The sequence below is a fragment of the Nocardioides sp. P5_C9_2 genome (assembly GCF_054049555.1).
The window spans coordinates 1-1,151 of the sequence record NZ_JBFUMD010000733.1; the positions used below are offsets into that span (position 1 = coordinate 1).

At 74.5% G+C, this 1,151-nt stretch carries 1 protein-coding gene; it reads right to left on the minus strand.

Features of this window, described 5'->3' with window-relative positions; translation table 11 throughout:
• Nucleotides 1–479: 479 nt before the first annotated feature.
• Nucleotides 480–1,151 (minus strand): hypothetical protein (locus ACXJKL_RS21375; protein ID WP_457208999.1); only part of this gene is annotated, 672 nt, incomplete at its 5' end.

The following is a 1,151-nucleotide window of genomic DNA, read 5'->3' on the forward strand; positions in this document are numbered from 1 at the left end:
GGCGACCTTGTCCAGCGCCGCTGAGATCGCCTCGACGGCGTCCTGGACCAGGTGCCCACTCGTCATCCCAGCCCCCCGCAGATCCCCTTGTCGCCGGCCCTCCGAGCGGTCCCGACGCCTGAAGACAACGCTACTCGAACAGGTGTTCGAGCAACATCCTCACAATGGGGGATCCTCGCCGGGCCGGGAGCTCACCCGACGGCTCGGGTGCCTACGCGCGGCGGGCCAAGCACGTCGATCTACATCGCGCCAACCTGCCGTCGCGCCAACCCGCTCTGCGGCGTACCCCAGCGCGCCCGAGCCGCCCGGTCGGCGCCTTCCAGCGCGACGAAACCGCCCGGTCGGCGGCCCGCAGCGCGCCCGAACCGCCCGGTCGGCACGATCCAGCGCTACGAAACCGCCCGGTCGGTGGCCTGCAGCGCGACGGAACTGCCCGGTCGGCGCCCCGCAGCGCTACGGAACTGCCCGCTCGGCGCCGGTCAGCCCCGGTCCCCCGCGAGCCACGCCCGGACGTCGGGTCGGCGCAGGACGGCGACGGTGACGATGGAGGCGAAGGCGGGCAGCGCGAGCACCAGCGAGGCGAAGGTGCCCAGGACGCACACCACGGCACTGACGGTGGCGGAGACCATGAGGCCCAGCGCAGCACCCCGGCGACGACGCAGGGTGAAGAAGGCGAGCACCACCGCGATCGCGGCCCAGATCATCACGACGGCGCCCATGACGAACGTCGTGGTCCGGAGGAGGCTCTCGGTGACGCCCTGGTCGGCGAGCTCGGGCTGCTGGCGCAGCACCTCGTCCATCAGCGCGTCGGGCGAGAACGCCATGGCCGCCACGCTGATCGAGGTCAGCAGCAGCACCAGGCCCGCCGACACGAGGGTGAGGACGAAGGCGACGAGCACCCCCTCGGGGCGCCGGTCCGGCACGGAGCCCGACGGCAGCAGGGCCGGCCAGGTGCCGTGCTGCGCGGGAGACACCCCCGACGACTCCGGGGAGGACCCGACGGACGGGGCATCGGCGGGCGGGACATCGACGGACGGGCCATCGGCGGACGGCGCATCGACCGGTCTCCCGTCGGGGCGCGCGCCCGGCGAGAGCGGCGGCGGCCAGACGGCCGCCTTCGCGGCGTCGGCGGGCGGCCTACGGTCCGGGGC